This window comes from Brenneria roseae subsp. americana (genome assembly GCF_003115815.1).
GTDB lineage: Bacteria > Pseudomonadota > Gammaproteobacteria > Enterobacterales > Enterobacteriaceae > Brenneria > Brenneria roseae.
On the sequence record NZ_QDKJ01000006.1, the window covers coordinates 191,545 to 217,987 of the forward strand.

Sequence of the window (26,443 nt, forward strand, 5' to 3'; positions counted from 1 at the left end):
GACGGGCTATCCCTGCCCGTCACCCTTCCTTTGGACTGTCGCAACGTCTCAAATCCGTTTCATCACATTCAATACCTTAAGACGATGATAAAGCGTGCGTTTGGGGATCCCGAGTTCGCTGACCACGTCGTCAATACAATGATCGTGCCGTTGCAGCGCATCCTGAATCAGATATTTTTCAATCTGTTTTAAACGATCTTTGAGCTGCAAGGGCTGATGCCGCGTGACTGGCGCCGTGGCTAACGGGGAAAGCCCCAACACCCAGCGTTCAGCCGCCGCTTTCAGTTCACGAATATTCCCCGGCCAGGAATGCGTTACCAGCCGTTCATGGATCTCTGCTGAAACGCGCGGCGCAGGCATTTTCAGACGTGCCGCCGCCTCCTCGCTAAAACGCTGAAACAAGGGAAGAATCAAATCACTACGCGAACGCAACGTCGGCAACTGTATTTTAACGGTATCCAGCCGGAAATAGAGATCGCGCCGAAATAATCCACTCTCCACCAGTTGCAGCAGCGGCGTCTGCGTCGCCACAATGACCCGCATCTCCACGGGGGTAAACTGGGTGCTGCCCAGCCTCTTGACGCCCCGGCTTTCCAGCACGCGCAGCATTTTCGCCTGTAGCGTCATCGGCATACTGTCAATTTCATCCAGAAAAAGGATGCCTTTGTCCGCACTTTCCAGATACCCCGCCCGGGAACGACTGGCGCCGGTATACGCGCCCGACACCACGCCAAACAGTTCGCTCTCCGCCAACGTTTCGGGAATGGCGGCGCAGTTCACCGCCACTAATGGACCACTGCATTTTGAAAGCTGATGAATACGATGCGCCAGCGTATCTTTTCCCGTACCGGTTTCTCCCTCTAACACGATATCGACATTCAGCGGCGCAACCACATTGATAAGGGGGGATAGCGTTGCATGAATATCGTCAGTAAAAGCGGGGGTAACTCCTGATATCGAGTGGAAATATTCCTGAATCATGCCTGCTCCTGCGCCCATCCGGGCTAATTTTATACTCGCCGACGTGTCATCGGCCGGGTATATACCTTCCGTAAGCTGCTTATGGTTTTGCCATCCTGTCCCTACCATGCCGGGTGCTTCCCTCGTCCCGGTTTATTGATAATGGCACGCTGACAAACATTACTGTTAATTAACAATGAAACCATCAGCCATCGCTGAACATCAAGTAGGAATTGCGGAGAGTCTTGTAGGGAAAATCTGACCAATGAAAAATAAAACACAATAAAAACAATTAATTAAAATTTCATTCGTTAAATGATATCGTAATGATAGGTAAAATAAATCGTAAAATGTTTTTCAGAATATGAAAATGACCGGCATAGCAAACACTGCATCAGGACTGAACAATAAGACGTTATGACGGCACGCCGACAAGGACAGGCATGCTTTAGCCTGCGGCTTCGGAAGGAAAAGGGGCCGCTTATGCGGCTAATGCTGTTCGCTTAAACGATCGGCATTAGCGCACTGCCGCCCCTTTCCGAAAAGGATACATTCAATATCTTTACGCTATCAGCCCTTTGCTGAGCACATACCTGACAATTTCCGCATTGGTGCTGAACTGCATTTTCTCCATCAGCCGGGCCTTGTGGGTGCTGACCGTTTTATTACTGATGACCAGTTCGCTGGCAATGGTGTTGATGCCCATTCCCTGTGCGAACATCATCATGATCTGCCGTTCGCGCGGCGTCAGAATCTCGTGTTCATCACGGACGGATTCGCCACAGTGGGAAAAAACCAGCTGTTCCGCGATGGTATGGTCGATATACCGGGCGCCCTGGGCCACACGACGGATCGCGGACAGCAGCGCCTCCGGATCTTTGTCTTTGGTGATATAACCTCTGGCTCCGCTCTTCAACGCGTGCTGCGCGATTTGCGCCTCGCTGTACATGCTGAGCACCAGAATTGGCAATTGGGGATACTGCGCGACAATACGCAGTATCAGCGCCTCTCCGCTGATCCCCGGCATACTCATGTCCAATAGCAGAACATCAATGGCATGACTGCGCAGTTGACTCAACACCTCCGTTCCGTTTCCGGCCTCTGCGACCACGCTCAGCGTGTCATCCAATGCAAAAATTTGCTTGAGCCCTTCACGCATGATGACGTGGTCATCCGCGATCATTAAACGTATCTGTTTGCACATTACCCATTCCTCTTTTGCCTGTTTTTTCCACTTCAGCGAACATCGCCGTCCCTGGGGAACGTAAGCTGCACCTGCGTACCCTCTCCTGGCTTACTCTCGATGATGACTTTCCCTCCCAGCATGCGGCCGCGTTCTTTCATGCTCATCAGGCCAAACGCATTTTGACTGTTGATACCGACATCAAATCCTTTGCCGTTATCCTGAATGCGGATCACCACCTGACTCCCCTGATTATCCAGCGTCACCCAGACCTGCGAGGCTTCGGCGTAGCGCGCCACGTTGGTAAGCGACTCCTGCGCCACGCGAAATGCCGCCGTGGCGCTTTCATCAGTGAGCACCACCCGGGGACCCACCGTTTTCAGCTGACAGTTCACTTTATAGTGCCGGTTGAATTCGTCACACAGCCATTCCAGCGCCGGCGTCAACCCCATGTTCAGCACATTGGGTCTCAGCCGGGTAGACACATTGCGCACGACCTGAATGGTTTGATCCGCCAGCTGCATCAGATTCTGCAATTGTTCCTGCATCATCGGATTTTCTTTGGCAAAACGCATGCGCATCAGCGACAGGCTCATGCGGATCGTGGTGAGATGCTGCCCGAGTTCATCATGAATTTCCTGCGCAATATGCTTGCGTTCCTCTTCACGGGAAATTTCCCGCTGGCGCGCCAGTAGCCGCAATTGCATATGCGAAGCTTCCAGCTTTTTCTCCGCATAGCGTATGGCGGTAATATCACGACCGACGGTGAGAATGGACACCAGTTCACCATATTGGTCAAACTCGGGGACACAGCGAATGTGGTTAATCGACTGATGCCGGTGATCCCCCTTGCCCTGCTCCTCGATCAGCTCGCCTTCCACGCGGCTGTGTGTATCCACCACCTGTTTAACCAACTGTTCCATTCGTACCGCGCATCCCGCTCCCGGCATCAGTTCGGTAAGCAACCGACCACGCAGCTGCTCGATGGTAAAATCCAGATGATTGAGGGTCGCGGGATTGGCATACAGGCAGTTCATTTGCGGATCAAAGCGAAGAATCAGATCCGGCGTATTTTCAACCAACGCACGAAACTCCTGCTCCCGTGCATGAGCCAGTTGTTCAATATGTTTACGTTCCCTGATGTCTCTTACTACACACATACTGTAGCCACGTCCTTTATGTCTGAAATGCGTCAAATTGACTTCCACCGGAATAGTCATCCCATACCGGGTCTTATGTTGTGCCTCGAAGGTAATGCCCATGTCGGATTCATATTCCAGCCACCACGAAGTCTGCAACCGCCGGTCGGACCATTGGGGATCAATATCCGCCACGCTGAGCCGCATAAACTCCGCCGTGCTGTAGCCTAATATCTGGCAAGCCGCTTTATTGGCATAGCAAAAACGCTCCTCCTCATCCACGATATAAATCGCGTCCTTAATTCGGCTGAACGCGAAGTCCACCAGTTCAAGCTTGGGGACCTGCTTTTGGGAATCCGATCGAAAAGATTGGGTAAACATCATGGCCATCTCCTTGCTGAATTAACTCACCCGCACGGCGGTTGCCGTGCGGGTGTTCCGAACTTCACAGGAGTATGGACAGAAAAAAAACCGCGACGATACATTGATATCGTTGGATTCACGCTTTTATCTGTCTTGGGGATACGATCAGGCATCCACCGCCTGACGAATCATGCCCCGGGCGCGCGACAATCGGGAACGGACGGTGCCAATCGGAATATTCAACTGCTGCGCCAGATCCTGATAGCTGGTATCCGAATCAAGAAGTTGCAACAGCATCTGGCTGGTGTCATCCGATAAGTGCGCCATGGCGTCAATCGCTCGCTTCAGCGCCCGCTGACTCTCTGTGATAATGCTGGGATCGGCATCCACCGCGATATGCTCCAGCAATTCATCCCCCATTTCATTGGAACGCAACCGGGCCTGTTTGAAATAGTTACGCACCAGATTGAGGGCGATGCCGAACACCCAGGTTTCCGGACGGGACGCGCCCGCAAAGTTGTCTTTGTGCTTAAGCACTTCCAGATAGGTCATTTGCTGTAAATCCTCGACATCATCATGATTGCTGACACGCTTGCGGATGAAATTGCGCAATTTCTGTCCATGTTGCCGGAACACCCGTTCCCAGTCGACAGATGTTACCGGGTAGGTTGCGTTGAGGTGTTCGGCAGGCGTCAGGTTGAACATATCCATTTCTTACTCTCCGTTGATTTGCCCCTATTGGCGCGAACGGTAGAGCAAGCGATGTGCCAGTTCGAAATGAATTTTATTTCATTGATTTAAAACGATTTAAACTTGACGGCATTCATTTTTACGCCATTCTTTGCCAGAAAAAATCCGTGATTTTGCAAGTTATTGCAATAGTTAAAATGGTATTTCATTTATACCATTTGTTTTATTTCGCGCGTTCGTCAAACGACGCGATATGTGGAACCCACGGCGCCTTCCTGCCACACAACAACACTTTGTTGATTTACGCAGGACACCACCATGATCAAAATCCCAGGCGTTACGCCTGCCACTACGCCAGTACCGCCTTCCGTCACCATGGATGATGACCCTGTCGCCGCATCAGCTTCTCACAAAACCGTGCCGCATCATGAGCCTCCCGGCGCCGCCCTCTCGACGTCAATGGAAGAGATCACCATGGCATTCGGTGAACAGGCCGAGCGTAGAAGTAAATCGCTGAACCGCCGCCATATCGCTCAGCCGGAAACGCGGACCACCGCCAACGTCGAGCGAATTGAAAAACTGACCGAACTGTTCCGGATGCTGGAAAATCCATCACAAAGCACGCTGGATCAACAGCTTGATCGTATGCGCGGCCTGCTGCTGAGTACGCCTGCGCCGTCGCTGAACGACATTCTGCTCGCGGCGGGGAATGATCCGGCACGCGGCGACATCCTGCTGCGACATCTGCGCAGCCAGTCGTCACCACACGCGCCGGAAGTGGCGGCGGCCGCCGAGCAGGCGCTGCAACGACTGCATGAGGAAAAAGGTCCTGAAGTCCGGGCGGGGTTGAATACGGCCGCCGCGATTTCACTGTTCAGCACCCAGCCCGAACAGAAGCAGGCCATGCGGGAGCTCTATTATCAGAAAATTGTGCAACAACAATCGGCCAGCGCCCTGCTCGATGCCTTGCTCGAACGTTTTGACGCCGCCTCCTTTTCGATCGGCTTGAGAACGTTGCAGCGCGCGCTGGCGGCGGATATCGCCTCGATGGCGCCGTCGATTTCCAAGTCGGTATTGAGCAAAATGCTCAACAATCTCCATGACTCCAGGCACCTTAGCCATACGCTGTCATCCAGTCAGGCGATGCTCGACCATCTGAAGACGAAAGTCCCCGCGTTTACGCTGGGCGCGGTTGAGTTAACCCGCCGATTAATCGGACTGAGCGCCAACGGCGCCTATGCCCGCGATCTGCATAATCTCGGGCGGGAAGTGGCGGGTACGCAGCCGCAACATCAAACGCTGTTTTTCAATGCGCTGTTACCGCTGGTCAGCGGATTGCCCCAGCCGCTGTGGCGCGATGCCAAAAACCGGCAAACCGCGCTTCAGCTGATCCGCGGACTGATCGGCGATCTGGCGCAATATGAAAAACATCAGGCGGCGCGTTCGCCTGATAAGGGGACGGCATGAATCTGCTGATCGTCTGGCTAAACCGCATTGCCTTAAGCGCGATGCAACGCTCTGAAGTGGTGGGCGCCATTATCGTCATGTCGATTGTGTTCATGATGATTATTCCGCTGCCGACGGGGTTGATTGACGTACTGATCGCCTTCAACATCTGTATTTCTTCACTGTTAATCGTGCTGGCGATGTATCTGCCCAAACCGCTGGCCTTCTCGACCTTCCCTGCGGTACTGCTGTTAACCACCATGTTCCGGCTGGCGTTGTCCATTTCCACGACGCGTCAGATTCTGCTGCAACAGGATGGCGGGCACATCGTGGAAGCATTCGGTAACTTCGTAGTCGGCGGCAATCTGGCGGTAGGGCTGGTGATCTTCCTGATTCTGACCGTGGTGAATTTTCTGGTGATTACCAAGGGTTCCGAGCGGGTGGCTGAGGTCGCCGCGCGTTTTACGCTCGACGCCATGCCCGGAAAACAGATGTCTATCGACAGCGATCTGCGGGCCGGGCTGATTGAAGCCCATCAGGCGCGCCAGCGGCGTGAAAATCTGGCCAAGGAAAGCCAGCTGTTCGGCGCCATGGACGGGGCGATGAAATTTGTCAAAGGCGATGCCATTGCCTCGCTGGTGATTGTGTTTATCAACATGATCGGCGGTTTTGCCATCGGCGTGCTGCAACACAATATGGCGGCGTCGGATGCGGTGCATGTCTATTCGGTGCTCACCATCGGCGACGGACTGATTGCCCAAATCCCCGCGCTGCTGATCTCTTTAACTGCCGGGATGATCATCACCCGGGTTTCGGCAGACGGACAGCAGGTTGACGCCAATATCGGCCGGGAAATCGCCGAGCAACTGACCAGCCAACCCAAAGCCTGGATTATCTCCGCCATCGGGATGTTCGGCTTTGCCCTGTTGCCCGGTATGCCGACCACGGTGTTTATTATGATCAGTCTCGCCTCGCTGGGCAGCGGTCTGTTTCAACTCTGGCGCATCAAGCAACAGGGGTTGCTGAACGAAAGCCAGTTGGAAGCCGACAATCTGCCTGCGGAACAAAATGGCTATCAGGACTTGCGGCGTTTCAATCCCACCCGCGCCTACCTGCTGCTTTTTCATCCCGTCTGGCAGGGGAAACCCGCCACACTCTCCCTGATCCAGAATATTCGCCGTCTGCGTAACCGGCTGGTCTATCAGTTTGGCTTCACGCTGCCCTCATTTGATATTGATTTCAGTGACCGGCTGGCGGAAGACGAGTTTCAATTCTGCGTATATGAAATTCCCTACGTCAGAGCCACATTCGCCGCCGACCAACTGGCCGTCGCGATTGCATCGACCGACGAGCAAACGCGGAGCGAACATGAGCCGGGCCCGGCGTTGCGGGAAGAGCATCACTGGCTGTGGCTGCCGCAGACTCATCAGGCGCTACAGCAAGATGAACCGATCTGTTGGTCGGCGGAGCAGCTCATTCTTACCCGGATGGAACACGCCATTCACCGCACCGGCGCGCAGTTCATTGGTCTACAGGAAACCAAATCCATTCTGACCTGGCTGGAGAGCGAACAGCCCGAGTTGGCGCAGGAGTTACAGCGGATCATGCCGCTCTCGCGTTTTGCCAGCGTATTGCAACGGCTGGCGTCCGAACGCGTTCCGTTACGCTCCGTGCGTCCGATTGCCGAAGCGCTGATCGAAGTGGGCCAGCATGAACGGGATATTCATGTGTTGACCGACTACGTGCGGCTGGCGCTGAAATCACAAATTTGTCACCAGTACAGCCAGCAAAACAGCCTGCGCGTCTGGTTGCTGACGCCGGAAAGTGAAGAACTGCTGCGTGACTCGCTGCGCCAAACGCAAAACGAAACGTTTTTCGCCCTGGCTCAGGACTATGCCGCCACGCTGCTGGAACAACTCAGGCTGGCGTTTCCCCCTTTTTCATCGTCCTCCGGGCTGGTATTGGTCGCGCAGGATCTCCGCAGCCCTTTGCGGACGCTGTTGCAAGACGAATTCCACCATGTCCCGGTGCTGTCATTCACCGAGCTGGAATCCAATCTGTCGATCAGCGTCATCGGACGGCTTGATCTGTACCAGACCAGCGATCCCTTTAGCGCATAGGAAAAAAATATGTTTGAGTTACGCGTGCTGACAGGTTTACATCGCGGTGCCGTGCTGCCCTTGAGCGGTTCATCCTGGCTGGTGGGCGCCGCGGACGATGCCGATCTGGTGCTTTACGATCCGGGGATCAGACCATATCACTGCCAACTGAAAATGAGCCGATCGGATACGGCGGACAGGATCTGGACCCTCTGCGCGCTGGAAGGCCCGCTGTGTAATGCGGAAGGACATGCCGTCGCCGAGGTTGACGCCTTGCCGCCCGGCGCCCCTTTTGCCGTTGGTCAAATCTGGCTTTGCGTTGTTGCCGCCGATACCCCCTGGCCGGACGAAGACGCGTCTGCGCTATCAACCGACGCAGAAACGGAAGATGCGCCGGTAGAATCCGCAGTCCCGGAGACGCTCCCCGCACCGCGCTCCCCGTCCTCCACGCATTTACCGCTGTGGGCAAAGGGTTGTTATCTGCTGCTCAGTCTGCTGCTGCTCGTGATGATCGGCAGTTGGCAATTGCAGGAAAGCGTCGCGATGCCTTCCGCGCCTTCGCCGCAGGATACCCGCCTCACCCTTGGCTCCCTGTCACAGTTGGATAGCGTGCTGCGCACCATGTTGCGGGAGCGCGAACTGGGCGAGGTGGTGAAACTGGCCGCCAATAACCACGATCGCATCACCCTGACGGGACAGTTAACGCCTGACGCACAAAAAAAACTGGAACGGATGCTCGTCCAACTCCACCAACGTTATAGAACCGCGTTAACCATCGATAACCGCACCCAGCTGAAAACGGAACAATTGCCGTTTCAGATTGTACAAGTCACCGGCGGATCGCGCGCCAACGTGGTCACCGCTGACGGCCGGCGTTTTTTTGTCGGGGATGAAATCGACAGTCTGCGTCTGGTGAGCATTGACGAACATCAAATCGAATTCAGCGGCAAACAGCAGATAAAGGTGAATTGGTAAATGCAAACACAAACAATCACGCCCTTTCCACTGATCGCCGGTTGGGTTCAGCAACAGCAGCGTCATTTATCCAACTACGCGCCGGTCGAGCTGAAAGGACGCGTGCTGGCCGTCAGCGGCATCCTGCTGGAGTGTGGTTTACCGCAGGCGCGCATTGGCGATCTGTGCCTCATTGCCCGTAAAGATGGCAGCCAGATGATGGCGGAGGTCGTGGGTTTCAGCCCGGATAACACTTTTTTATCCGCGCTGGGGGCACTGGATGGTATCGCTCAGGGCGCGATTGTGACGCCCTTGTATCAGCCGCACTGCATTCAGGTTTCCGACGCGCTGTTTGGCAGTGTCCTGGACGGCTTTGGCCGGGCGCTGGAAGACGGCGGGAAAAGCGCCTTTGTCGAGCCCGGCATCTGGCACGATAACGCCGTGCCGGTGTTGGGCGACGCGCCGCCGCCGACGGCGCGTCCACGGATCAGCTCGCCCCTGCCCACCGGATTACGGGCCGTGGATGGTTTGCTGACGATCGGTCAGGGCCAGCGCGTTGGCATTTTTGCGGGCGCAGGCTGTGGGAAAACCACCTTACTGGCGGAACTGGCGCGTAATACCCCCTGTGACGCCATTGTTTTCGGTCTGATCGGCGAGCGTGGTCGCGAACTCCGTGAATTTCTCGACCATGAGCTGGATGACGCATTGCGCAGCCGCACCGTACTGGTTTGCTCCACATCCGACCGCAGCAGCATGGAGCGCGCGCGCGCCGCCTTCACGGCCACCGCCATCGCCGAAGCATACCGCGCCGCCGGGAAACAGGTGCTGCTGATCATCGATTCGCTGACTCGTTTTGCCCGCGCCCAGCGTGAAATTGGTCTGGCCCTCGGCGAGCCGCAGGGACGCGGCGGGCTGCCGCCTTCGGTTTATACCCTGTTGCCCCGGCTGGTGGAACGTGCCGGACAAACGCGGGACGGGGCCATCACGGCGCTCTATTCCGTGCTGATTGAACAGGACTCAATGAACGATCCGGTAGCTGATGAAGTTCGTTCGCTGATTGACGGCCACATCGTGCTCACCCGACGACTGGCGGAACAGGGGCATTATCCCGCGATCGATGTGCTGGCCAGCCTGAGCCGCACCATGAGCAATGTCGTGGATTCGGCGCATCAGCAGCATGCCAACGCGATCCGCCGCCTGATGGCCGCTTACAAGCAGGTCGAAATGCTGATTCGGCTGGGGGAATATCAGCCCGGTCACGATGCCCTGACCGATGCGGCGGTCAACGCCCACCCGGAAATCACCCGATTTCTGCGCCAGTCGATGCGCGATCCCATGCCGTATGACGACATCCGGCAGCAGTTAACCGGAGTCAGCGCCTATGCCTCATGACCACAGCGAACCCAACGAGTTGCAGACCACGCTCAATCTGCTGTTGCCAATACGCCGCCAACGCCTCAGCCGCAGCGAACGGCAGTTGAGGCAGGAAACGCTGGCGTTGACCCGAATTGAAAAGCAGTCTCTGGCGCATCAGCAGCAGCTGGCGGCGTTGCAGCAGGATTGTCAGCGACAGCGATCCGCATTTACCCATCAGGTACAGGGACGTCAACAGTCGCTGGACAATCTGAAAAAACGGCTGGCGGACGAACAGCGACTGCTGCACGCCATGGAAACGGAAACCCGGCAGCATGAGGCAAGCCTGCAACAACACCGGGACCAGCAACAACAGGTTGAGACCGCCCGGCAGACGACGCGCCGGTGTCAGAAAGCCGTCGAGAAACTGGAATTTCTGCTAACGCTACCTCAGGAGAGCCCATGAACAATCGACTGACGTCTTCACCCGAAACCGCGGCGCCCCAAGCGCTTTTTAGCGCCCAACGGAGTAAATCCGCACGGCTGCCCGATGACGGTCTTCACGGTAATTTTTGGGAGGCTTTTACGTTTTCCGACGGTTTTGAGCAGGCGGTACAGCAGGAGGCGCCGAACCATTTACCGATCGCCGGCCTGACGCCTTTTACCCCCGTCATACCCAAAGATCACGGCGCCAGCGCCCAATATGTAACGCCGTCGTCGTGGCCGCCCTTACAGTGTGAACTGCTGGAGGCGCTGGATAACATCGGCTATCCGCCGTTTTCATTCAGCCTGCAACTCCCGCAGTTGGGGGATATTGATGCCCGGCTGGCGACGTTGGCGCCGCGCGGCTGGGATATCTCGTTACGGTTCAGCCGGGAAAGCTATCTGGGCTTAAAAGATCGGCGGGAATCATGCCGTCGCGCCCTGTCCGATGCGTTGGGCTGTCCGGTTAATCTGAATTTCGACGTCAGGGAATCCTGCCGATGAGTATTCGGCCGCTAACGCTGCCCGCCATGAGCGCCGGGCAGGCCGACGTCAGACGGCAGCTGGCCGCGGGCGCGACGCTGCCTTTTTCCCGCGAGCATCAGGCCGGTACGCTGCATTTGCATTTGGCTGAGGGCCAGCCGCGCGAGACAACCAGCGACTGGCGCTGCGATCATGGCGCATTCGCGCTTTCCGATCCTTCACCGGTAAGTCTGCTGGCCGACTGCCCGCTGTTGCCGATCGATAACGCCGCCGCGCCGTCTCATGCGTGGTATTGGACGCTCTATAATCAGTCGCTTAGCCCGTCAATACATGCCGTGATGGGCGAGATTCAGCCGGGTATCGCCCCCGTGGCATACCACGATGTGGTCACCGTCTGGCTGACCGTCAGCTGGGGCGGTATCCGCGTTCGCAGCCAGATGATCGCATCCTCAACCACCTGGCTGGCGCTGCTTTCTCGCGCAGGCTGGCAGTACGCCTATACCGCTCTCCCGCCGCCATTCACGATCACCGCCCCGCTGATTCTGGCTGAGGTCGTTCTGACCTCAGAGGCGCTGCGGCATATACGCGCCGGCGATCTGATTCTGCCGAGCCATCCCTATTTTTCACCTTCAGGTCAGGGGACGCTGATGCTGCCCCCGTGGCGTTTGCACGGCATGCTGCAACTGAATGGACTGGCCCCTTACCACTTTACGGTCACTGACATGGAGAACGCTCCCGTGAACACCGCCTTTGATGCTCCGACACCAGAAAATCCTGCCATTACCGGTGACAACGTCACTGAAAAGGCATCTGAAAACAACGCTTCAATTGCGCCGCTGCCATCGCTGCCGATCACGCTGCATATCCGCTGTGGCGACGTTACCGTGACGCTGCCGACGTTACAAAGACTGACCCACGGCGCGGTATTGACGTTAAACCACATCGTGCCTGGTGAAGCGTGGCTCTATCACGGCGACTTGCCGCTGGCGCAGGGCGAACTGGTTGATGTGGAAGGAAAGTTGGGCTTGCAGATCACCCGGCGGCTGACGGGACTGGACGCGGCGACGGCGCTGAAGGAGTCGGCACAATGACGTCCGGAGGATTCGATCCGTTGATGTTCGCGCTGTTTTTAGGCGCGCTATCGCTAATCCCGCTCATGATGATTGTTTGCACCTGCTTTCTGAAGATCGCCATCGTGCTGCTGATTACGCGTAACGCCATCGGCGTGCAGCAGGTGCCGCCGAATATGGCGTTGTACGGCATCGCCCTCGCCGCCACCCTGTTTGTTATGGCCCCGGTTTTTCAGGACATCACCAAGCGCGTTCAGGAAAAACCGCTGGATATGACCGATATCACGGGGCTACAGGAGAGCGCCACCTACGCGCTGACGCCCCTGCAAACCTTTATGGCGCATAATACCGACCCGGATATTCTCACCCATTTACATGAAAACAGCCTGCGCATGTGGCCTGCCTCGCTGTCGGAGAACGTCAATACACAAAACCTGCTGCTGGTGATCCCGGCGTTCGTCCTATCCGAACTGCAAGCGGGGTTCAAAATAGGATTCCTGATCTACATCCCGTTCATTGTCATCGACCTGATCGTCTCGAATGTTCTGCTGGCGCTGGGCATGCAGATGGTCGCGCCGATGACGCTTTCTCTGCCGCTGAAGCTGCTGCTGTTTGTGCTGGTCAACGGCTGGACGCGTTTGCTGGACGGCCTTTTTTACAGCTATCTGTGAGGACATCCATGGAAATTATTACCCTTTTCCGACAGGCCATGGTGATGGTGGTACTGCTGTCTGCGCCGCCGCTGCTGGTCGCCGTGACTGTCGGCGTCCTGATTTCGCTGTTGCAGGCCGTTATGCAGCTACAGGACCAAACGCTGCCGTTCGCCATCAAACTGATTTCCGTCGGGATCGCGCTGGCGCTCTCCGGCCGCTGGATTGGCGTCGAACTGATGCAGTTGGCGATCGCCGCGTTCAACATGATTCAACATACCGGAGTCTGAGGAGCGCGCATGATCGCCACCATCCAGCATATCTATGATTTTATTATTGCCATCACGCTTGGGATCGCGCGCATTTACCCGTGTTTTATTCTGGTTCCGGCGTTTTCGCTGAACGTGCTGAAGGGCATGCTGCGCAATGCGGTGGTGATCGCCCTGACGCTCTTACCCGCGCCGGTTATCCAGCAGCAACTGCTGCAAACGCCGCTTTCATGGCCAATGTTGCCGGGGCTGTTGTTAAAGGAAGTGGTTGTCGGGCTGTTGATTGCCCTGATACTGGCGATGCCGTTCTGGCTGTTCGAATCCGTGGGCGCGTTGTTCGATAACCAACGCGGCGCGCTGATGGGCGGCCAGCTCAACCCGGCGCTGGGTTCGGACAGTACGCCGATCGGTCATCTGCTCAAGCAAATGATTATCCTGCTGCTGATCATCAGCCTTGGTATTACCGGGCTGACTCAACTGCTGTGGGACAGCTATCGTCTGTGGCCCGCGCTCGCCTGGCTGCCTGCCCCCGGCGCACCCGGATTTGAGGTTTACCTGCAACTGCTGGCTGACACCTTCACCCATCTGGTGATCTATGCCGGTCCGCTGGTCTCGCTGCTGCTGTTGCTGGAATTCAGCATTTCACTGCTCAGCCTCTACAGCCCGCAGTTACAGGTGTTCATCTTATCCATTCCAGCCAAATGTCTGGTCGGCATGGCATTTTTTATTGTTTACCTGCCGGTTCTGCACTATCTGGGCGAGCAGAAAATACTGGCCCTACCGGATTTGAAACACCTTTTACCCCTTATTTTTCACCAACCGGGAAACTAACCGAGCGATTATCGATGAGTGAAAAAACCGAAAAACCCACCGAGAAAAAGCTTGAAGATGCGCGACGCAAAGGGGAAGTCGGGCAAAGTCAGGATGTGCCCAAGCTGCTGATTTGTGTGGGGCTGATCGAGTGCGTACTGGCGCTGGCAGACAGCACCATGGGCAAGTTGCAGGCGTTGATACAGTTACCGTTGCAACGGCTGGATGCGCCATTTGGTCTGGCGGTTAAAGAGATATTCCACGATGCCGCCACGCTGGCGATGCTGTTCTGCCTGACGGCGGCGGCGATCGCCGTGTTGCTGCGTATTGTCGGCGGCTGGATTCAGTATGGCCCGTTATTTGCCACCGAAGCCTTAAAGCTCGATCTGAACCGATTAAATCCGATTAATCAAATCAAACAGATGTTCTCCATGCGTAAGCTGACGGAAATGTTGACCAACATCCTGAAAGCTATCGTTATCGGAAGCGTGTTTTATAACGTCGTGGCGCCAGAGTTGGAAGCATTAGTGGAATTGGCTTATGGCGACCTGAACGGATTCTGGCAAGGGGTGAAAGCCCTGTTGGCCCGGATCTCCCGCACCACGCTCACGGCACTGCTGGTACTCTCGGTGATGGATTTCGGCCTGCAAAAATACTTTTTTCTCAAACAGCAGCGCATGAGCCATCAGGATTTACGCAACGAGCACAAGAATTCTGAAGGCGACCCGCACATGAAAGGCCACCGGAAATCCATGGCGCACGAGTTGCTGAATCAGCCGGTGTCGGCGCGTCCGAAAGGACGCGTGGAAGACGCCGATCTGCTGTTGGTCAACCCCACCCACTATGCGGTGGCGCTTTACTATCGACCGGGGGAAACGCCTTTACCGCGCATCGTCTGTAAAGCCGAGAATAAGCAGGCCCGCCAATTTATTGCGCAGGCCCAACAGGCCGATATCCCGATCGTCCGTTTTATCTGGCTGACCCGCACGCTTTACCGCAGCACGCCGGAAGGCCATTATATTCCACGCGAAACGCTGCAAGCCGTGGCGCAGGTTTACCGCGTTTTGCGCCAGTTGGAAGATGATGCGAAAAATGAGATTATCGAGATGGAGTAGCGGCGCTAAATGCAAGACCTTAATCAGACCATTGACAAAGTTAGATTTTACTCGCCCCTTTTGGGGCTCGCCTTACCATGTGGCGTTTTATAGGGAAAACACAGGGATGAGATTAACGATTACAACGCCTCGCCCCGTGTACCTCAGGCTCACCGGCAACTTTGTCAGCAATCTCTTATTATAATGTTGGGGTAGAGAGAAATGTTGGCATTGAGATTGAATAATTTTATAAAAACAATTTTTATTGTTGTTTTTTTGGGGCTCGTGTTAACAATTCCTATCCTATTCGTCAATGTCAGTTTTTCATATACGAAAAGCGATTATATTAAATATAATATATTCACATTTAATGAAATAAAGAAAATGCCATTTATTTCAGATAATTACATTATTTATTATGATTCACCGGATGGCACAACGCCAAAGACTAACCGTATTATCTTTTCGACGGTTAACCTAACCCGCAAATCAGAACTGGTTAACTATATTGAAAGTCTGGGATTTCAAAGATATGAAGATAAAATATGGAGTGAAAATGATAAAAATGAGTTCTGGAGAAAAAACGACGACATTGTTAATATCATTCAGAACGATGCTGAGAACACCATTTATTTTTCAGTTCAAAAAAGGTAGATAGTCCCAAGTCGTATTCTATCCCTTAACTCCCGTTTTACCTCCTGACCTTCAACCACACTCGGCTTCTTGTCCGCCCGGCATCATTATGCAATCATTTATATAACGCTGATCAACTATGCATGGTAACGCGATGAAATTATATATGTTTTATGTTGGTGGGAATGCGGGGAAATCGAATATCGAAGTGCATGATATTCAGTTTGCCGCCGTAAATACGCCTGAAGACGCCTGGCCGTTGCTGCGGAGCGCCTGGTTTGGAGATAAAGATAAAATTCATCTGGATGGCTACGCCATCATCAATTGGGCCGATGGATACAAAATATCCCTGTCGGCAGAGCCCTACTCCGGCAAAAAGCGGTTATTTTTCGTTAACGTCGGCGGTTATCGCTCCGACTCATTGGCAGAACTGCATGAATTCGATCTTTTCGTCGCGGAGCATGCCAGCGAGGCCAAAGCCAAAGCGCTGGAGACGCTCTTGTGTCATGCCGTGCATCAGCACAAAGATAATCTGAAAGATGTCGATGACTGCCTGTTATTGGAAAAAGTGGGAGATTATTACCTTCATCTGGAGGAAAGTCCTGATGGAGAACACTATATGCCTGAATGGCAAGGTTATTTACCTATCGGCCAGTAAACCTACTCGACAATAAAACACCATCGCACCATTCCTAATGGCGCGGAAGTCCTGCGGGAAGCGTTTCTGGCAGCACCCTAGCATGATGCGGTGACGTTGGCGACGCGGTGACGACAACCACACGCTCAGGGATGAGCCTCGTCCGCCGAAATCCACAGCCCGGGGCGGTAAATCACCGCCGTATCGCCGGTAACATCAACACATCGCTTAACGTATTCAGGAACACATCCGCATGTTCTTCCCTGAATACCAAAGGCGGACGAATTTTCAGTATGTTGGCCGCCGGGCCGGTGGCGCTGATCAGCACGCCGCGTTGACGCATCTCATTCACCACTTGCGCGGCCTGTGCGCTGGCCGGCTGTTTATGCTCCCGATCCGTCACCAGTTCGGCGCCAATGAAAAGGCCGTAGGCACGGATATCACCCAGCAGGGGAACATGCTGCGCCAGTTGCGTCAGACCTTGCTGCAAATAATCGCCTACCCGCTGCGCATTCTGCCGTAGTTGCTCTTCCCGAATCACCCGCAGCACGGCGTGCGCCGCCTGACAGGATACCGGGTTGCCGCCGAAGGTATTGAAGTAACGCACCTCGCGGCCAAACGCCTCGAACAGTGCCGACCGCCCGACCAGCCCCGCGATGGGGTGACCATTGCCCATCGGTTTGCCCAGACTCACCAGATCGGGCACGACGCCATGCCGGGCAAAACCCCACATCGTCTCGCCGGTACGGCCAAATCCCGGCTGAACCTCATCGGCGATAAACAGTCCTCCGGCCTGACGGATAAGCGCCGCCGCCTGCGCCATCTCGCCTTCTGGCGCGCAGAACACCCCGTCGCTGGAAAAAATGGTATCCATTAACAACGCCGCAGGTCGGATGCCGGCCTGTTCCATTGTCGCGAGCGCTGATTCAATGCTGGCGATAAATGCCCCGGGACGACGATATTGATCGGGCGCGTCAATCAATCTGACGTGATCGCCTCGCGGCACGCCGCTCCCCAATGATGGAGAAACTTCGGCCAGCGCGCTGGTTACTCCATGATATGCCCAGCGGGTGACTAATACGCCGCTGCCGCCGGTGACGTGCCGGGCAATGCGCAGCGCCAAATCGTTGGCTTCACTCCCCGTACAGGTAAACATGACGTTATTCAGCTCAGCCGGGAATTCCGTCAGTAAATCTTCGGCAAAATCGATAATGGCGTGGTGCAGATAACGGGTGTGCGTATTCAATGTCGCACTTTGTCTGGCGATCGCCTCAACTACCGCCGGATGGCAATGGCCGACAGACGCCACGTTGTTATAAACATCCAGGTAGCGATTTCCCTGATGGTCAAATAGCCAGACCCCTTCGCCACGGGCCACATGCAACGGCTGCTCGTAAAACAGGCGGTATCCGCTACCCAGTACCCGCTGACGACGGGACAGCAGCGCATTACCGTCTGCCGTTTTTTGTGACGCGGTTTCCTGCGACATTATTTTATGTGGACTGGTCATCGGTTTCATACTCCTTCCTGATAGCAGGCCTGTTGCAACCTTGAGAAGCACTGTTCGTAGGAATAATTGGCCATTTTATTCAGGCTGCGCCAGCAGCGCGGCAGATTGCGCAGCAGATAATCCCGATTGGCGGGATAGAGTGACGCGCGCCATTGCGCAATGATCATGGTCAGCACCATTCGCATGGCGATTAGATCCGGCAACAGCGCTATTTCTTTGGTCGTCAGCGGCAGTTGTTGGTGATACGCCGTAATAAACGGGACCGCGTATTCAAACGGGTCGGCGCCGTCGCCGATCTGATAGGCCAGCGCCGTCGCCAGTTCGCAGACCAATGGCGCATGCAGCGCATCGCCAAAATCAATAACGCCCGCCACCAACGTCGGATGCCGCGTATTGACCAGCACGTTATACGGGTTGAGATCGTTATGGATGGTCTGGCGACGCAGCGAGATTAACGCCGGTGCGACAAACTCGTCATACCGTTCGAAAATGCGGTTGATACACTGACGTTGCTGCGCATCCTGTACGAATGTCAGGTAAGGACGCACCTGCTCCGCCCGACTGATATCCCACAGCAGTGAACGATTTGCCGCCGGGTGGGTAAAATTGCCCAGCGCCCGATCCAGCCGCGCCAGCATTTCCCCCAGATTATGCATTAACGCCACGGACGGGAAAGCCTGATGCTGCGGCGTCCCTTCAAGATAGCCGACCAGACGGACTCTCAGCGGTATGCCCGCAATCTCGATGATAGGTTCGGCCCGCCGGTCACGCGTCATGATCACCCGGGGAATCGGTAAATCCGGCGCCTGCCGTGCAATGTGTTGCAACAGTGACGTCTGAAAATGGCTGACTTCGGCCGATTCCGCCGCATTAATCACTTTCAGCATGTAGCGTTGCTCAGGCGAAACGGTCAGACAGAAGTTCAGATCGCGTTCGCCTTGCAGCAGTTTGATTTCGCCTCGAATGCCATACAGTTGCAGCGCGACATCCGCCGCCTGCTGGCAGGATACCTGTGGGACAGACTGCGTCATCAGGTCATCGTCGATAAACATCTCATCATTCGACGAAAGCAACGACTGATTCACCATCGGCCATTCAGACATGCTGACCTCCATTGACGTGAATTTCCGCGCCGTTGACATACGATGCCCCCGCGGTACACAGGAAATAAATCAGGCTGGCGACTTCCTCCGGTTTTCCCAAACGCTGCATCGGCACCTGCCGTTCGATGATTTCCCCCGTGCCGGGAGACAGAATCGAGGTTTCAATTTCGCCCGGCGCAATGGCATTGACCCGCACGCCATGCTGTCCGAAATCGAAGGCCATTTCACGCGTCAGCGCAGACAGTGCGGCTTTTGATATTGCATAGGCCGCTCCGGCAAACGGATGAACGCGGGAACCGGCAATGGATGTGACGTTAATGACGCTTCCTTGCGCGGCTTTCAGCTCATCAAACAGCCCATTCGCCAGCAGTGCGCAGGAAAACAGGTTCATATTAAAGACCCGCAGCCAGGTCGCATAGTCGGTGTCGCGCACGCCAAGACGACGTCCCCCCTCGCCTTTAGGCGAAATGCCCGCGTTATCCACCAGAGCGTCGAGCCGTCCCGCCAGCTTTTCCTTAATCAGCGGCAACGTCTGTTGCAGGCTATCGATATCTTCCAAATCAAGATGAATATGATTTAGCAGCCCTTCCGCCCACGGGCAGTCCTCAACCCAACTCTGGCGCGAAGCGGTAAATATCCGCCAACCCGCAGCATGAAAATGTTTTACGGTAGCATGCCCAATTCCCCGGCTGGCCCCGGTCAGCAGTAGTGTCTTTTGCTCAGTCATAACATGTGACCCCTCGGATACTTGATGCATTGGTGTTTGATGCATCATAAAAAATCACCTAAAAAAAGCTGAAACGAGGTTCAGCAATAAACATGTCTTTTCCGTCAAAAGTCTGGGTTCCAGGGGCGGCGACTGAGCCGCCCCCGATCGGGCGCATGCACTAATGTCGAAAGGGACGGCGCACGAAACTTTCCACAACGTCCTCTTCCACAATGCCCTCTGTTTTTCTAAACCGCCAGGGCGCTATCCGCGTCCGCTCCGCAAACGCTCAGAACGACGGCGCAGAATCTCCATCACCACCAGCAAGATCAGTGCGGCCCCCACCATCATCGATGCCGCGGCCGCTATCGTTGGGTCCAGATTCTCACGGATGCCGGCAAACATCTGTAACGGCAACGTGCGCTGACGCGGGCTGGCCAGAAACAGCGTGACAATCACTTCATCAAACGATGTCGCGAACGCAAACAGCGCACCGGAGAAAACGCCCGGCGCTATCAGCGGGAACGTTACCTTGCGAAATGCCAGCAGCGGCGGCGCGCCCAGATTCGCCGCCGCGCGGGTCAGATTCTGGTCATAGTTTTTCAGCACCGCGGTAACCGTAATCACCACAAACGGCACCCCCAGCATGGCATGCGCCAGCACCAGTCCCGTGTAGCTATTCAGCAGCGATAACTTGGCGAAGAAGAAAAACATCCCCACCGCCACAATCACCACCGGTGCGATCATGGGGGATATCAGCACCGCCATCACCAGCGATTTACCGCGAAACTCGCCGCGCACCAATCCCACCGAGGCCAAAACGCCAAGCACCGTCGCCAGCAACGTTGCCAGCGGCGCAATCAACAGGCTGTTGCCCAATGCGCCCAACCATGCGCTGGAGTTGAAGAACTCGTGATACCAGCGCAGGGAAAATCCGGTCAGCGGGTAACTCAGAAACGACCCCGCGTTGAAAGAGAGCGGTACAATCACCAATACAGGCACGACCAGAAATAACAACATGGCCGCCCCATAGAAATTAAAAAAGGTATTCCACAAGCGGATAACCACTTCACCTTGTTGTCTCATTTTCGTTTCCCCTTGGACAAAGCGTCGTTAACGCGCCGCGATTTCAGCATTGGTACGGGTGACTCGGATATAGACCACGTACAGCAGCGTTACAATAACCAGCAATTGCGTTCCCAATGCTGCCGCCATCCCCCAGTTCATCGTCGTGTTGGTGAAGAAGGCAACGAAATAACTCAGCATCTGATCGCTCGGTCCACCCAGCAACGCAGGCGTGATGTAATAGCCGATCGCCATCATGAATACCAACAGCGCACCGGCCGTCACCCCCGCATAGGTCTGTGGCACATATACGCGCCAGAACGCAATAAAGGGATGCGCGCCCAGCGATATCGCGGCGCGAACATAGTTGGGAGAAATACCTTTCATGACCGCGTATAGCGGCAGAATGAAGAACGGCAGCAAAATGTGCGTCATCGAAATGTAGACGCCGACACGGTTAAACACCAGAACCAAAGGCTCATTGATGATGCCGATATTGATCAGGGTACGGTTAATCAGGCCGCCGGACTGCAATAACACAATCCAGCTGGCGGTACGCACAATCAGCGAGGTCCAGAACGGCAGCAACACCAGAATCAACAGCAGATTGGCACGATTGGCGGGCTGTTTCGCCAGCCAGTAAGACAGCGGATATCCCAGACCGACGCACAGCAGCGTCACGACGCCCGCCATCAATAAAGTGCGTAACAGGACATCGACATACAGCGCCTGATCGGCAGGCTGGGCAACAATCTGCTGGGTTTTGGCATCGACTTTATGATCGAATACGGCTAACAGATAATACGAGGTAAACGGACGGGAAGCGCGGTCCAGCGTCTGCCAGGTCGAGAGTTCTCCCCATAAAGGCTGTTCGTCAATCAGCTGTCCGCGAATATCGGCGCTGCCTTCCGCCGGCAGTTTACGCAACGTGCGGGTGATCAACGTCCGGTATTCAGAGCCTTCATAGCCCAGACGTTTAGTGATAGCGGATAATTTCCCCGTGCTGCGGGCTTCACGCAGATCGCTCACCACCGCGCTAAATACCGTTTCGTCCGGAATCTCATTACCAGACCAGAGCCGCATCGCGGCAAGCGTGGCGGGCATGCTTTCGCGCAGTTCCGGATTCGATACGCTTTTTCCCAGAATCGAGGTAATGGGGAAGAGGAAACTCACCACAATAAACAGAAACAGTGGCGCAATCAGCAGCAACGAACGCTTCTTGTAAACCGCCTGCGCGGCGCGTAGCTGCTGCTTCAGTTTGACATTCCCTTCTTTCTCGCTGGATGATGGCGAGGTTGCCAACATTTCGCTCTGGGACATAGGCTTTATCTCCATCATACGTGCATTATATCCGGCATCTTTTTTTCACGTTGCAGGTGTATTACTTGGCCCGTTGCAGGCAGCATTCAAATCTGCTCCCGGCAGATTTGCCGGATATAAATCTTCTTATCGTGTTCTTACCGGCGGGGAGAGCCAACACCCTCCCCGCCATAGGCGCAATTGCCTATACGGTTCCGTTACGCTTATTGGGCAGCCCAGGAGTTAAAGCGCTGTTCCAGCTCTTCACCGTGGTCAATCCAGAACTCGGTATCCACCTGCAAGGCGTTTTCCAGGTTTTCTGGCGCAGTCGGCAGGTTCTGGGCAACCGTGGCATCCAGCATGGAGATGGCTTTCACGTGAGTCGGGCCGTAAGGGATATTTTCCGCAAACACTTTCTGATTTTCAGGCAGGCTGGCAAACGCGATGAACTGCTCTGCCAATTCCTTGTGTTTGGAACCTTTGACAATGGCCCAGCTATCCAGGTCATAGATACTGTCGGTCCAGACAATCTTGAAGTCATGCCCTTCTTGCTGTGCGGATGCCACACGGCCGTTGTAGGCCGAGGTCATCACGACATCGCCGGAAACCAGCCATTGCACCGGCTGAGCGCCAGACTCCCACCACTGAATATTAGGTTTGATCTGATCCAGTTTTTTGAAAGCGCGATCCACGCCCGCAGGCGTCGACAGCTCTTTGTAGAGATCTTCACGTTTCACGCCATCGGCCAGCAACGCAATTTCCAGCGTAAATTTAGCGCTCTTACGCAGCGCGCGTTTCCCTGGGTAGGTTGTCACATCCCAGAAATCCGCCCAGTTTTTCGGCGCCTGTTGCAGCTTTTGCGCGTTATAAGTCAGCGCGGTTGACCACAGGAAGATACCCGCGCCGCATTCTGAAACCGCGCCCTTAACAAACTGGGATTGATCGCCCAGTTTTGACCAGTCCAGCGGTTCAAACAGTCCTTCGTTACAACCGCGCATCAGTTCCGGACCTTCGACTTCCACCACATCCCAGCCAACCTGACCGGTTTCCACCATCGCACGAATACGCGCCATTTCGCCGTTATACTCACCCGCTTCGACGGTGCCTTTACCGGCAGCGGCAAACGGTTTGTAAAATGCTTTATCCTGCGCGTCCTTGTTCAGGCCGCCAAAGGAAATAACAGTGACGGTTTCTGCCTGCGCCTGACAGGCCATGGCGACAAGAAACGCGGATACAGCAATTTTCGTCAACCTCGTTTTACTTTTAAGCATGGTGTGGCTCCTGGAGAGTTGTGTTAGTCAACGTAAACATCGGCAATTACGCATCAAGCCTTTTTTGATGCATCATGTATCATACGTGAAGCATAAATCGTGCCATTTCAGAAAATTTATCGATGTTTTGTCATCATGACTGGTAGGAACGGTGTTACAAAGCGTGGTGATAAGTAACCGAACGTTTGCACTGTTTTTCTATTGCGTCTCTGCTCCCTTTTTTGCCTTTTAGTGGTGCATTTTACGATTTGCCCGCACCATTCAGACGCATAAGATTTTCCTTTATCGGGTGCCGCAAAACGGCCGCGGCACCCGAATTCCTCTTCTGCCTTCCCCGCAAAATTAGCGGGAAAGATCCACGCAGATATATTTCATTTCCAGATAATCTTCGATACCGAAACGCGATCCTTCACGCCCCAGTCCTGACTGTTTCACCCCGCCGAACGGCGCGACTTCGTTGGAAATCAGGCCGGTGTTGAGGCCGACCATGCCGTAGTCCAGCGCTTCAGGGACGGTCCATTGACGAATGGCATCGCGGGTATAAACGTATGCCGCCAGACCAAACTCCGTATCGTTCGCCATGGCAACCACTTCGGCTTCTTCGCTAAACTGGAACAGCGGCGCGACCGGACCAAAGGTTTCTTCGCGGGCAAAACGCATATCGTGCGTCACACCGCCGACGATGGTTGGCGTAAAGAACGTGCCGCCCAGTTCATGCGGTTTGCCGCCCAACAGCAGCGTCGCCCCTTTCGCCAGCGCATCGTCAATATGCTGCCGGACTTTATCGATCGCATCGGCGTCAATCAGCGGGCCTTGCGTCACACCGGGTTGACTGCCATCACCCACCTTCAGTTTTTTGACTTCTTCAATCAGCTTCTCGACCAGCGCGGAATAAATCCCTTTCTGCACATAAATCCGGTTGGCGCATACGCAGGTCTGTCCGCTGTTACGGTACTTGGAAGCCAAAATACCTTTTACCGCCAGATCCAGATCGGCATCGTCAAACACGATAAATGGCGCGTTGCCACCCAATTCCAGCGACAGTTTTTTCACCGTTGGCGCGCTCTGCGCCATCAGAATCCGACCGACTTCGGTCGAACCGGTGAAACTCAGCTTGCGCACCACCGGGCTATCGCACAGCACTTTGCCGACGGATTTGGCATCACCGGTAATCACCTGCAACACGCCGCGCGGAATGCCCGCCTGTTGGGCCAGCTCAGCTAGCGCCAGTGCGGTGAATGGCGTCTGCTCAGCCGGTTTGACAATCATGGTGCAACCCGCCGCCAGCGCGGGCGCCACCTTGCGGGTAATCATCGCCGCCGGGAAATTCCACGGCGTAATCGCGGCGCACACGCCAATCGGCTGTTTGATCACCAGCATGCGCTGATGCCCTTGCGGCGATTGCAGCACGCTGCCTTCGATACGCTTGGCTTCTTCCGCGAACCAGTCGATGAATGACGCCGCGTAGGCAATTTCCCCTCGCGCTTCCGCCAGCGGTTTGCCCTGTTCTGCCGTCAGCAGTACCGCCAGATCTTCCTGATTGTCCATAATCAGGCGCGCCCAGGCTTGCAGCACCGCCGCGCGGTCTTTACCTGTACGCTGGCGCCAACTCGTCAACGCCAGTTCAGCCGCCGCAATCGCCTGTTCGGTCTGTTGCGGCGTAACTAAAGGAACGGTTCCCAGAACGTCGCCCGTCGCCGGGTTGGTCACATCCAAATGCTCATTGTTCTGGCTGTCATGCCAGTCGCCGTCAATCAGACAACGCTGGCGAAGTAAGTCTTTTTGTCTCAGTTGCATAGCGTCTCTTTTACTTTGTCAGTACGCGGGTAAGAATGCTCATCGCTTTGCTGAACTGATCGTCTGGAATCGTCAGCGGGTACAGGAAACGAATCACATTGCCATGCACGCCACAGGTTAATAACAACAGACCTTCTTTCAGGGCTTCCTGCTGGAATTTACGGGTAATCTCGGCCGATGGTTTACCCGTTTGCGGATCGTTAAACTCCGCGGCCACCATTGACCCCTGCGAACGAATCGCAACCAGAGCCGGACACTGCGGTTTTACTTTTTCCAGCGTTTCCGCCAACGCCGCACCAAGATGCTGTGAACGTTGACACAGCTTCTCTTCTTCAATCACGTCCAATACGGCCAGCGCGGACGCCACTGCCAGCGGGTTGCCGGCATAAGTGCCGCCCAATCCACCCGGCGCCGGCGAATCCATTACCTCTGCGCGGCCAACCACGCCAGAGATCGGGAAACCACCGCCCAGACTTTTCGCCATGGTGATCAGGTCGGCATGCTCGGCGTAATGCTCCATCGCAAACAGCTTACCGGTGCGGGCAAAGCCGGTCTGTACTTCATCGGCTATTAACAGTATACCGTGCTCATCGCATAGTTTGCGTAACGCGCTAATGAAAGCGGGAGGCGCCACATTAAAACCGCCTTCACCCTGAACCGGTTCCAGCAAGATAGCGGCAACCTGATCGGCCGCGATATCCGCATGCAGCAAGTTATCGATACTGGCCAGTGACTGTTCCACCGTAATACCCAGTTGCTCATTGGGATACAGCGCATGGAAGATCGAGCCCGGGAAGGGGCCAAAACCGTTGGAGTAAGGCGCCACTTTGCCCGTTAACGTCATGGTTAGCAGTGTACGGCCGTGAAACGCGGCGCCAAACGCAATGACGCCGGGACGGCGGGTATGACAACGGGCAATTTTCACCGCATTTTCCACCGCTTCTGCGCCCGTAGTAAAAAACGTGGTCTTCGCCGGGCCATCAATCGGCGCCAGCGCATTGATACGCTCAGCCAAACGGACATAGCCGGCGTAAGGCACAATCTGATACGCCGTATGCGTGAAGCACTCCAGTTGCTCACGCACCGCCGCTAAAATTTTCGGATGACGATGCCCGGTATTCAGTACAGCGATGCCGCCAGCGAAATCGATAAACTCACGGCCTTCAATGTCCCACAGGGTGGCATTCTCTGCCCGGGCCGCATAGAAATCACACATCACACCTACGCCACGCGGGGTGGCAGCCAAACGGCGTTGATTCAATTCGCTATTCTTCATTCTCTGCTCCAATTACAGGGTACCACCCGGACTCATTGATGACGGCGCTTCATTGGTGATGGAAAGTGCCGTGATGTGATTCACTGTTTCACATCTTTCT

24 protein-coding genes are annotated in these 26,443 nt (G+C 55.2%); 12 read left to right on the forward strand and 12 right to left on the reverse strand.

Going from position 1 to position 26,443, the window contains the following annotated elements; translation table 11 throughout:
* Positions 1 to 48 precede the first annotated feature (48 nt).
* From B4923_RS09760 to B4923_RS09775, 4 genes are all read right to left on the reverse strand, one after another.
* Entirely contained in the window at positions 49 to 981 is a 933-nt protein-coding gene (locus tag B4923_RS09760) for a sigma 54-interacting transcriptional regulator (RefSeq protein WP_211313938.1), read from the reverse strand.
* Positions 982 to 1,522: 541 nt separating this feature from the next.
* Positions 1,523 to 2,164: a response regulator gene (locus B4923_RS09765; RefSeq protein ID WP_109054156.1), complete on the reverse strand. Its 642-nt coding sequence runs from the start codon at positions 2,162 to 2,164 to the stop codon at positions 1,523 to 1,525.
* 32 nt (positions 2,165 to 2,196) lie between these two features.
* Positions 2,197 to 3,666 (reverse strand): PAS domain-containing sensor histidine kinase, encoded by a 1,470-nt coding sequence (locus B4923_RS09770; RefSeq protein ID WP_109054157.1) that lies wholly within the window; start codon positions 3,664 to 3,666, stop codon positions 2,197 to 2,199.
* A gap of 144 nt (positions 3,667 to 3,810) precedes the next feature.
* Entirely contained in the window at positions 3,811 to 4,356 is a 546-nt protein-coding gene (locus B4923_RS09775) for an RNA polymerase sigma factor (protein WP_245929535.1), read from the reverse strand.
* A 297-nt stretch (positions 4,357 to 4,653) separates the two neighbouring features.
* Here B4923_RS09775 and sctW point away from each other — a divergent pair, with 297 nt between their 5' ends.
* The 12 genes from sctW to B4923_RS09840 all read left to right on the forward strand — a co-directional run bounded on the left by sctW (position 4,654) and on the right by B4923_RS09840 (position 16,337).
* Positions 4,654 to 5,802: a type III secretion system gatekeeper subunit SctW gene (sctW, locus tag B4923_RS09780; protein ID WP_109054158.1), complete on the forward strand. Its 1,149-nt coding sequence runs from the start codon at positions 4,654 to 4,656 to the stop codon at positions 5,800 to 5,802.
* On the forward strand, positions 5,799 to 7,901 hold the full coding sequence (sctV, locus tag B4923_RS09785) for a type III secretion system export apparatus subunit SctV (RefSeq protein WP_109054159.1): 2,103 nt from the start codon (positions 5,799 to 5,801) through the stop codon (positions 7,899 to 7,901). Before sctW ends, sctV begins: the two co-directional genes overlap by 4 nt.
* Positions 7,902 to 7,910: 9 nt before the next feature.
* Entirely contained in the window at positions 7,911 to 8,855 is a 945-nt protein-coding gene (locus B4923_RS09790; RefSeq protein WP_109054160.1) for an FHA domain-containing protein, read from the forward strand.
* Positions 8,856 to 10,226 carry a type III secretion system ATPase SctN gene (gene sctN / locus B4923_RS09795; RefSeq protein ID WP_109054161.1) on the forward strand — a complete coding sequence of 457 codons (1,371 nt, stop codon included), beginning with the start codon at positions 8,856 to 8,858 and terminating at the stop codon, positions 10,224 to 10,226.
* Entirely contained in the window at positions 10,216 to 10,653 is a 438-nt protein-coding gene (locus B4923_RS09800) for a type III secretion protein (RefSeq protein WP_109054162.1), read from the forward strand. The genes sctN and B4923_RS09800 overlap by 11 nt, the downstream gene beginning before the upstream one ends.
* The gene (locus B4923_RS09805; protein ID WP_109054163.1) at positions 10,650 to 11,174 is read left to right on the forward strand and encodes a type III secretion system HrpP C-terminal domain-containing protein; all 525 of its coding nucleotides are present in this window, start codon (positions 10,650 to 10,652) and stop codon (positions 11,172 to 11,174) included. The genes B4923_RS09800 and B4923_RS09805 overlap by 4 nt, the downstream gene beginning before the upstream one ends.
* On the forward strand, positions 11,171 to 12,244 hold the full coding sequence (sctQ, locus tag B4923_RS09810) for a type III secretion system cytoplasmic ring protein SctQ (RefSeq protein WP_109054164.1): 1,074 nt from the start codon (positions 11,171 to 11,173) through the stop codon (positions 12,242 to 12,244). Before B4923_RS09805 ends, sctQ begins: the two co-directional genes overlap by 4 nt.
* Positions 12,241 to 12,894: a type III secretion system export apparatus subunit SctR gene (gene sctR, locus B4923_RS09815; protein ID WP_109054165.1), complete on the forward strand. Its 654-nt coding sequence runs from the start codon at positions 12,241 to 12,243 to the stop codon at positions 12,892 to 12,894. Before sctQ ends, sctR begins: the two co-directional genes overlap by 4 nt.
* A gap of 8 nt (positions 12,895 to 12,902) precedes the next feature.
* On the forward strand, positions 12,903 to 13,163 hold the full coding sequence (gene sctS, locus B4923_RS09820; RefSeq protein ID WP_109054166.1) for a type III secretion system export apparatus subunit SctS: 261 nt from the start codon (positions 12,903 to 12,905) through the stop codon (positions 13,161 to 13,163).
* A 9-nt stretch (positions 13,164 to 13,172) separates the two neighbouring features.
* A complete protein-coding gene (gene sctT / locus B4923_RS09825; RefSeq protein WP_109054167.1) occupies positions 13,173 to 13,973 on the forward strand; it encodes a type III secretion system export apparatus subunit SctT in 801 nt (266 codons plus the stop codon).
* Between the two features lie 14 nt (positions 13,974 to 13,987).
* Positions 13,988 to 15,067 (forward strand): type III secretion system export apparatus subunit SctU, encoded by a 1,080-nt coding sequence (gene sctU / locus B4923_RS09830; RefSeq protein WP_109054168.1) that lies wholly within the window; start codon positions 13,988 to 13,990, stop codon positions 15,065 to 15,067.
* Between the two features lie 766 nt (positions 15,068 to 15,833).
* Positions 15,834 to 16,337 carry a DUF1543 domain-containing protein gene (locus tag B4923_RS09840; RefSeq protein ID WP_109054169.1) on the forward strand — a complete coding sequence of 168 codons (504 nt, stop codon included), beginning with the start codon at positions 15,834 to 15,836 and terminating at the stop codon, positions 16,335 to 16,337.
* Between the two features lie 172 nt (positions 16,338 to 16,509).
* Here the strand turns inward: B4923_RS09840 and B4923_RS09845 are convergent, their stop codons facing one another.
* The 8 genes from B4923_RS09845 to B4923_RS09880 form a co-directional block, all read right to left on the reverse strand.
* Complete coding sequence (locus B4923_RS09845; RefSeq protein WP_109054256.1) at positions 16,510 to 17,805, reverse strand: aspartate aminotransferase family protein; 1,296 nt, start codon at positions 17,803 to 17,805, stop codon at positions 16,510 to 16,512.
* 26 nt (positions 17,806 to 17,831) lie between these two features.
* The gene (locus B4923_RS09850; protein ID WP_245929537.1) at positions 17,832 to 18,929 is read right to left on the reverse strand and encodes a phosphotransferase; all 1,098 of its coding nucleotides are present in this window, start codon (positions 18,927 to 18,929) and stop codon (positions 17,832 to 17,834) included.
* The gene (locus B4923_RS09855; protein WP_109054171.1) at positions 18,922 to 19,656 is read right to left on the reverse strand and encodes an SDR family NAD(P)-dependent oxidoreductase; all 735 of its coding nucleotides are present in this window, start codon (positions 19,654 to 19,656) and stop codon (positions 18,922 to 18,924) included. Before B4923_RS09855 ends, B4923_RS09850 begins: the two co-directional genes overlap by 8 nt.
* A gap of 243 nt (positions 19,657 to 19,899) precedes the next feature.
* Complete coding sequence (locus B4923_RS09860; protein WP_109054172.1) at positions 19,900 to 20,721, reverse strand: ABC transporter permease; 822 nt, start codon at positions 20,719 to 20,721, stop codon at positions 19,900 to 19,902.
* A 27-nt stretch (positions 20,722 to 20,748) separates the two neighbouring features.
* Positions 20,749 to 22,020, reverse strand: coding sequence for an ABC transporter permease (locus B4923_RS09865; protein WP_109054173.1), 1,272 nt, complete (start codon positions 22,018 to 22,020; stop codon positions 20,749 to 20,751).
* A gap of 203 nt (positions 22,021 to 22,223) precedes the next feature.
* The gene (locus tag B4923_RS09870) at positions 22,224 to 23,270 is read right to left on the reverse strand and encodes a polyamine ABC transporter substrate-binding protein (protein ID WP_109054174.1); all 1,047 of its coding nucleotides are present in this window, start codon (positions 23,268 to 23,270) and stop codon (positions 22,224 to 22,226) included.
* A 342-nt stretch (positions 23,271 to 23,612) separates the two neighbouring features.
* Positions 23,613 to 25,067, reverse strand: coding sequence for an NAD-dependent succinate-semialdehyde dehydrogenase (locus tag B4923_RS09875; RefSeq protein WP_109054175.1), 1,455 nt, complete (start codon positions 25,065 to 25,067; stop codon positions 23,613 to 23,615).
* Positions 25,068 to 25,077: 10 nt separating this feature from the next.
* Positions 25,078 to 26,343 carry a 4-aminobutyrate--2-oxoglutarate transaminase gene (locus B4923_RS09880; protein ID WP_109054176.1) on the reverse strand — a complete coding sequence of 422 codons (1,266 nt, stop codon included), beginning with the start codon at positions 26,341 to 26,343 and terminating at the stop codon, positions 25,078 to 25,080.
* Positions 26,344 to 26,443 lie beyond the last annotated feature (100 nt).

Coding starts and splice junctions, on each gene's coding strand:
- B4923_RS09760 (WP_211313938.1), bottom strand. CDS start 981: ATGATTCAGGAATATTTCCACTCGATATCAGGAGTTACCCCCGCTTTT.
- B4923_RS09765 (WP_109054156.1), bottom strand. CDS start 2,164: ATGTGCAAACAGATACGTTTAATGATCGCGGATGACCACGTCATCATG.
- B4923_RS09770 (WP_109054157.1), bottom strand. CDS start 3,666: ATGATGTTTACCCAATCTTTTCGATCGGATTCCCAAAAGCAGGTCCCC.
- B4923_RS09775 (WP_245929535.1), bottom strand. CDS start 4,356: ATGGATATGTTCAACCTGACGCCTGCCGAACACCTCAACGCAACCTAC.
- sctW (WP_109054158.1), top strand. CDS start 4,654: ATGATCAAAATCCCAGGCGTTACGCCTGCCACTACGCCAGTACCGCCT.
- sctV (WP_109054159.1), top strand. CDS start 5,799: ATGAATCTGCTGATCGTCTGGCTAAACCGCATTGCCTTAAGCGCGATG.
- B4923_RS09790 (WP_109054160.1), top strand. CDS start 7,911: ATGTTTGAGTTACGCGTGCTGACAGGTTTACATCGCGGTGCCGTGCTG.
- sctN (WP_109054161.1), top strand. CDS start 8,856: ATGCAAACACAAACAATCACGCCCTTTCCACTGATCGCCGGTTGGGTT.
- B4923_RS09800 (WP_109054162.1), top strand. CDS start 10,216: ATGCCTCATGACCACAGCGAACCCAACGAGTTGCAGACCACGCTCAAT.
- B4923_RS09805 (WP_109054163.1), top strand. CDS start 10,650: ATGAACAATCGACTGACGTCTTCACCCGAAACCGCGGCGCCCCAAGCG.
- sctQ (WP_109054164.1), top strand. CDS start 11,171: ATGAGTATTCGGCCGCTAACGCTGCCCGCCATGAGCGCCGGGCAGGCC.
- sctR (WP_109054165.1), top strand. CDS start 12,241: ATGACGTCCGGAGGATTCGATCCGTTGATGTTCGCGCTGTTTTTAGGC.
- sctS (WP_109054166.1), top strand. CDS start 12,903: ATGGAAATTATTACCCTTTTCCGACAGGCCATGGTGATGGTGGTACTG.
- sctT (WP_109054167.1), top strand. CDS start 13,173: ATGATCGCCACCATCCAGCATATCTATGATTTTATTATTGCCATCACG.
- sctU (WP_109054168.1), top strand. CDS start 13,988: ATGAGTGAAAAAACCGAAAAACCCACCGAGAAAAAGCTTGAAGATGCG.
- B4923_RS09840 (WP_109054169.1), top strand. CDS start 15,834: ATGAAATTATATATGTTTTATGTTGGTGGGAATGCGGGGAAATCGAAT.
- B4923_RS09845 (WP_109054256.1), bottom strand. CDS start 17,805: ATGTCGCAGGAAACCGCGTCACAAAAAACGGCAGACGGTAATGCGCTG.
- B4923_RS09850 (WP_245929537.1), bottom strand. CDS start 18,929: ATGTCTGAATGGCCGATGGTGAATCAGTCGTTGCTTTCGTCGAATGAT.
- B4923_RS09855 (WP_109054171.1), bottom strand. CDS start 19,656: ATGACTGAGCAAAAGACACTACTGCTGACCGGGGCCAGCCGGGGAATT.
- B4923_RS09860 (WP_109054172.1), bottom strand. CDS start 20,721: ATGAGACAACAAGGTGAAGTGGTTATCCGCTTGTGGAATACCTTTTTT.
- B4923_RS09865 (WP_109054173.1), bottom strand. CDS start 22,020: ATGTCCCAGAGCGAAATGTTGGCAACCTCGCCATCATCCAGCGAGAAA.
- B4923_RS09870 (WP_109054174.1), bottom strand. CDS start 23,270: ATGCTTAAAAGTAAAACGAGGTTGACGAAAATTGCTGTATCCGCGTTT.
- B4923_RS09875 (WP_109054175.1), bottom strand. CDS start 25,067: ATGCAACTGAGACAAAAAGACTTACTTCGCCAGCGTTGTCTGATTGAC.
- B4923_RS09880 (WP_109054176.1), bottom strand. CDS start 26,343: ATGAAGAATAGCGAATTGAATCAACGCCGTTTGGCTGCCACCCCGCGT.